Genomic DNA, 4,558 nt, shown 5'->3' with positions numbered 1-4,558 from the left:
GCCCTCAGGCGCGCGACCACCGCCTCCTCGTCCGGGCCCCGCGCCCCGTGCCCCGCCGCCGTGTCGACCACGGGGCCAGCGTAGGGGCCGAGCGGGGCGGCGAGCCGGTCCCGACGCGCTGTCGGCGGCGACGCGTAGGCTCGGCTCGATCATGAAGCCGCTGACCGAGACCGACATCCGTGAGTCGTTCGTGAACGCCCTCCCCGGCGACCTCGACCGGCTCCCCATCCCCGGCCTGCACGAGATGTTGTGGGGCGAGCGCGAGTTCCTGGGCTGGCGCGACCCGCAGGCCCACCAGCGCGGCTACATCGTGCACTGGATGGACGACCGGCCGGTCGGTCTCGTCGTCCGGTCGTCGGGCTCGTCCCTTCGACCCGGCATCGCCGCCATGTGCTCGCTCTGCCACTCGCCTCAGCCCGCGACGCAGGTGCGTCTCTTCACCGCGCCCAAGGCCGGCGACGCCGGTGCCAACGGCGACACGATCGGCACGTACATCTGCGAGGACCTGGCGTGCTCTCTGCTCATCAGGGTCGCGCCACCGCACCTGAACCCGCCCGAGCAGATCGAGCGCCGCGCGTCGGGCCTCGCCGAGCGCGTGCAGGGCTTCACCGCGAACGTGATGAAGACCGCCTAGCCCCGAGCCCCTTCCGTCACCCCTCGCCGGGCATCCCGCCGGGCCGAACGAGAGCGAGTCGCACCATGTCCGTCGTCAAGATCAACGCCATCCACGTGCCCGAGGGCTCGGGCTCCGAGCTCGAGTCCCGTTTCGCCGCCCGCAAGCACTCGGTCGACGGCGCTCCCGGCTTCGAGGGCTTCCAGCTCCTCCGTCCCGTGTCCGGTGACACCCGGTACTTCGTCGTGACGACCTGGGCCGACGAGCAGTCGTTCCAGGACTGGCAGGCGAACGGGGCCGCTGCCGCGCACGCCGGTCCTCCCCCGAGCCAGGGCGCGCCGGCCGACCAGGGCGGCGAAGGCGCCGAGGCGCCCCGTCGACCGGTCGCCACCGGTGCCGACCTGCTCGAGTTCGAGGTCGTCGAGCTCTGAGCTGACCGCGGTCCCGCCAGGCGCCGGAGAGGTGTCGCTCGACGTCGAGGGACGTCCCCTCGGGTTCCCAGTGGTCTCCAGGGTCGGCGCGTAGCCTGCCGACCAGTCGCGACCCGCACCGAGCCGCCACGAGAGGCACAGGACACCATGGACAACGCAGCACGCACCCCGTCGGCACGATCGAGGTCCGCACGGTGGATCCCCGCCGTCGTCGTCCCGGCCGCGGTCGTGGCCGCCGGCATCGTCGTGCCGTCGATGGCCGCGAACGCCGAGGTCGTGCTGCCGGACAAGACTCCCCAGCAGGTGCTCGAGCTCGCCGCGTCGAGCTCCGGCGCCTCGTTCTCGGGCACGGTCGAGCAGACGAGCGACCTGGGCCTGCCCGACGTGTCGAGCTTCCAGGGCCAGGGCGGAGCCGGCGACGCGACGAGCGACGCCCTGGAGCTCCTGACCGGCAGCCACACCGCGAAGGTCTTCGTCGACGGCACGGACAAGCAGCGCGTGCAGGTCGTGGAGGACCTGGCCGAGGGCGACGTCGTCCGCGACGGCGACAGCGTCTGGACCTGGGACTCCGAGTCGAAGGAGGCGGCGCACCTGACGCTGCCCGACGCGAGCGGCACCGAGGTGCCCACCGCCCTGCCCGACGGCACCGCCGTGCCCCAGACCCCCGGCGAGCTCGCCTCGGCCCTGCTCTCGGCCGTCGAGCCCACCACGACCGTCACCGCGACCGACAACGTCGAGGTCGCCGGCCGCACCGCGTACCAGGTCGTCCTCACGCCCGACGACCCGACGACGCTCGTCGGCAGCGCGACGCTGACCGTCGACTCCGAGACGGGCGTGCCCCTCAAGGTCGTCGTCGCCGCGAAGGGCCAGGCCGACCCGGCCGTCTCGGTCGGCTTCACCTCCGTCGACTTCAGCGCCCCCTCCTCCGACGTCTTCGCCTTCACGCCGCCCGCGGGGGCCGACGTGACCGAGGTGCCTGCGCCCACGGGCGACGACGCTCGTGCGCACCACGCCGACGGTCAGGCACCGGAGAAGACGGTGCTCGGCTCCGGCTGGAGCACGATCGTCGGCCTCGCCCCCTCGGCGACCCGTGAGCCCGCGCCGACCGGCGACGCCGCCGATGACAGCTCGGCGCTGCTCGACCAGGTGCTCACCCCGGTCGACGGCGGCAAGGTGCTGCAGACCTCGCTCGTCTCGGTGTTCGTGGGCGACGACGGGCGCGTGTGGGCCGGCGCCGTCGACGCCGACGCCCTCGAGGCAGCCGTCGCCGCGCAGTGAGCGGCGGTCGACGTGGGCGGCAGGCACAGTGAGCGACGGGTGCCGTGAGCGACGCGGCTGAGGCCGGGCCGGACGTCGGCCTCGCGGTCCAGACCGTCGGCCTCGGCAAGACCTTCGGTCGCCAGCAGGCCGTCGCCGACCTCGACCTCGCGGTGCCGCGGGGCAGCGTCTACGGGTTCCTCGGCCCGAACGGCTCGGGGAAGACGACGACCATCCGGATGCTGCTCGGCCTCACGAGCTCGACCAGCGGCTCGATCCGGGTGCTGGGCGGCGCCATGCCCGATCGTGCCCGCGACGTGCTGCCCCGAGTCGGCGCGCTGGTCGAGGGGCCCGCGTTCTACCCGTTCCTCTCGGGCCGCGCGAACCTGATGCGCCTCGACTCCGGCGACCGCCGGGCTCCGGGCGGCACCCGCAAGGCCAGGGTCGCGGCCGCCCTGGACCGCGTCGGCCTCGGCCACGCCGCCGACAAGAAGGCGCACGCCTACTCCCTCGGCATGAAGCAGCGCCTCGGCATCGCGAACGCGCTCCTCATGCCGCGCGACCTGCTCGTGCTGGACGAGCCGAGCAACGGCCTCGACCCGCAGGGCACCAGGGAGGTGCGCGGCCTGATCCGATCGCTCGCCGACGACGGGACGACGGTCCTGGTGTCGAGCCACCTGCTGGCCGAGGTCGAGCAGATGTGCACGCACATCGGCGTCATGAGCGCGGGGCGGCTGCTCACGCAGGGCACCCTCGGCGACCTCCGTGCGCTCGGCACGCACCGCGTGCGCCTGGTCACGCCCGATCCCGACCTCGCCCGTGACGTGCTCAGCCGGCTGGGCCTCGCGCCCGACGACCCGGGCTCGGCCGGTCCTGCCCCGTCCGAGGGAGCGCACGTCGAGGCCGACCTGACGGTCGAGGGCCTGGCGCCCGAGGCGATCGTCGCGGCTCTCGTCGCCGCCGACGTGCGCGTGCGCGGCTTCGAGGTCTCGGGCGCGAGCCTCGAGGACCGCTTCGTCGACCTGACCGGGGAGGGCTTCGATGTCGCCGGCTGATCCGATCCCGTCCGACGGGGCCACCGCCTCCTCGGCCGCCGACGGGACCGCCGCCAGCTCGGCCGGCGTTCCCTCCTCTGACGCGCTCGCGACGGAGTTCCGTCGCGGCTCCGGGCTCGCGCTGCTCGGCAGCGAAGTCGTCGTCCTGTTCCGCCGCGTCCGCACGATCGCCCTGCTGGCGGCGCTCGCGCTGATCCCGATCCTGCTCGCCGTCGCGGTCCGCGTGACGACCGACGACGCCGGCTCGGGAGGGCGTGGTCCCGCGTTCCTCGGGGACATCACGCAGAACGGGCTCTTCGTCTCGCTCACCGCCCTCACGGTGGCCATCCCGCTGTTCCTCCCCCTCACGGTGGGCGTCGTCGCGGGCGACACGATCGCGGGCGAGGCGAGCCTCGGCACCCTCCGGTACCTGCTCGTGACCCCGGTGGGCCGGGTGCGCCTCCTGCTCGTGAAGTACGCGGGCGCCGCCCTGTTCTGCCTCGTCGGCACCCTCGTGGTGGTCGTCGTGGGAGCGATCGCGGGTGCGGCCCTGTTCCCCGTCGGTCCGGTCACCCTGCTGTCCGGCCAGACGATCGGACTCGGCGACTACGCGGGCCGCATGCTGCTGATGGCCCTCTACGTCACCGTCTCGCTGCTGGGGCTGAGCGCGATCGGCCTCTTCGCGTCGACGCTCACCAGCGTGCCGGTGGGCGCCATGGCGGCGACGATCGTCCTCTCGACCGTCGCGCAGATCGTCGACGCGCTGCCGCAGCTGGACTTCCTCGACCCGTGGCTGTTCACCCACTACTGGCTCGGCTTCGCCGATCTGTTGCGCGATCCGATCTCGTGGAGCAACTTCGCGGACAACGCGCTGCTGCAGGCGGGATACATCGCCGTCTTCGGCGCTCTGGCGCTCGGACGCTTCACGACGAAGGACGTCCTGAGCTGAGTCGGGCCCCGCACCCGGTCTACCGTGGATCGGTGACTTCCCGACGCCGCCTCCTCCCCGCAGCGGCCCTGGCCGTCGGCGCCCTGCTGACCGTCACGGCGTGCACGATGTCGGCCCCCGATCCCGAGACGGTCGAGCTCACGGTGGCCACGCCGGAGGCGGCGGTCACCGCCGCCGCGTCGGGCACCGCCGCCGAGAGGGCCGTCGAGACCAGCCGCGCGCTGTGGGGCAGCTCGCCGGTCGTGGTGCTCGCCGGGGCCGACGACCCGGACGC

General features: G+C 73.7%; 6 protein-coding genes. All 6 read left to right on the top strand.

The genetic code is table 11. From position 1 onward, the window contains the following. The first annotated feature begins 151 nt into the window (after nt 1-151). The gene (locus RWM17_RS12570; protein ID WP_192041133.1) at nt 152-634 is read left to right on the top strand and encodes an FBP domain-containing protein; all 483 of its coding nucleotides are present in this window, start codon (nt 152-154) and stop codon (nt 632-634) included. Between the two features lie 65 nt (nt 635-699). Then, nucleotides 700-1,044, top strand: a complete 345-nt coding sequence (locus tag RWM17_RS12565; protein ID WP_314104160.1) for an antibiotic biosynthesis monooxygenase — start codon at nt 700-702, stop codon at nt 1,042-1,044. 147 nt (nt 1,045-1,191) lie between these two features. After that, complete coding sequence (locus tag RWM17_RS12560) at nt 1,192-2,322, top strand: DUF2092 domain-containing protein (RefSeq protein ID WP_314104158.1); 1,131 nt, start codon at nt 1,192-1,194, stop codon at nt 2,320-2,322. 44 nt (nt 2,323-2,366) lie between these two features. Further along, the gene (locus RWM17_RS12555; protein ID WP_314104157.1) at nt 2,367-3,356 is read left to right on the top strand and encodes an ATP-binding cassette domain-containing protein; all 990 of its coding nucleotides are present in this window, start codon (nt 2,367-2,369) and stop codon (nt 3,354-3,356) included. Next, nucleotides 3,343-4,284, top strand: coding sequence for an ABC transporter permease (locus RWM17_RS12550; protein WP_314104155.1), 942 nt, complete (start codon nt 3,343-3,345; stop codon nt 4,282-4,284). The genes RWM17_RS12555 and RWM17_RS12550 overlap by 14 nt, the downstream gene beginning before the upstream one ends. Nucleotides 4,285-4,316: 32 nt before the next feature. Beyond that, nucleotides 4,317-4,558: hypothetical protein (locus RWM17_RS12545; RefSeq protein ID WP_399540482.1), on the top strand; the 242-nt coding region annotated here is incomplete at its 3' end.

This window comes from uncultured Frigoribacterium sp. (genome assembly GCF_963515265.1).
Lineage (GTDB): Bacteria > Actinomycetota > Actinomycetes > Actinomycetales > Microbacteriaceae > Frigoribacterium.
Note: the sequence above shows the minus strand (reverse complement) of the source record. Positions and strands in the feature narration are given on the sequence as shown.

What these genes read in the sequence shown, in the direction of transcription:
- RWM17_RS12550 (WP_314104155.1), top strand. Translation starts at nt 3,343, where the DNA reads ATGTCGCCGGCTGATCCGATCCCGTCCGACGGGGCCACCGCCTCCTCG.
- RWM17_RS12565 (WP_314104160.1), top strand. Translation starts at nt 700, where the DNA reads ATGTCCGTCGTCAAGATCAACGCCATCCACGTGCCCGAGGGCTCGGGC.
- RWM17_RS12560 (WP_314104158.1), top strand. Translation starts at nt 1,192, where the DNA reads ATGGACAACGCAGCACGCACCCCGTCGGCACGATCGAGGTCCGCACGG.
- RWM17_RS12570 (WP_192041133.1), top strand. Translation starts at nt 152, where the DNA reads ATGAAGCCGCTGACCGAGACCGACATCCGTGAGTCGTTCGTGAACGCC.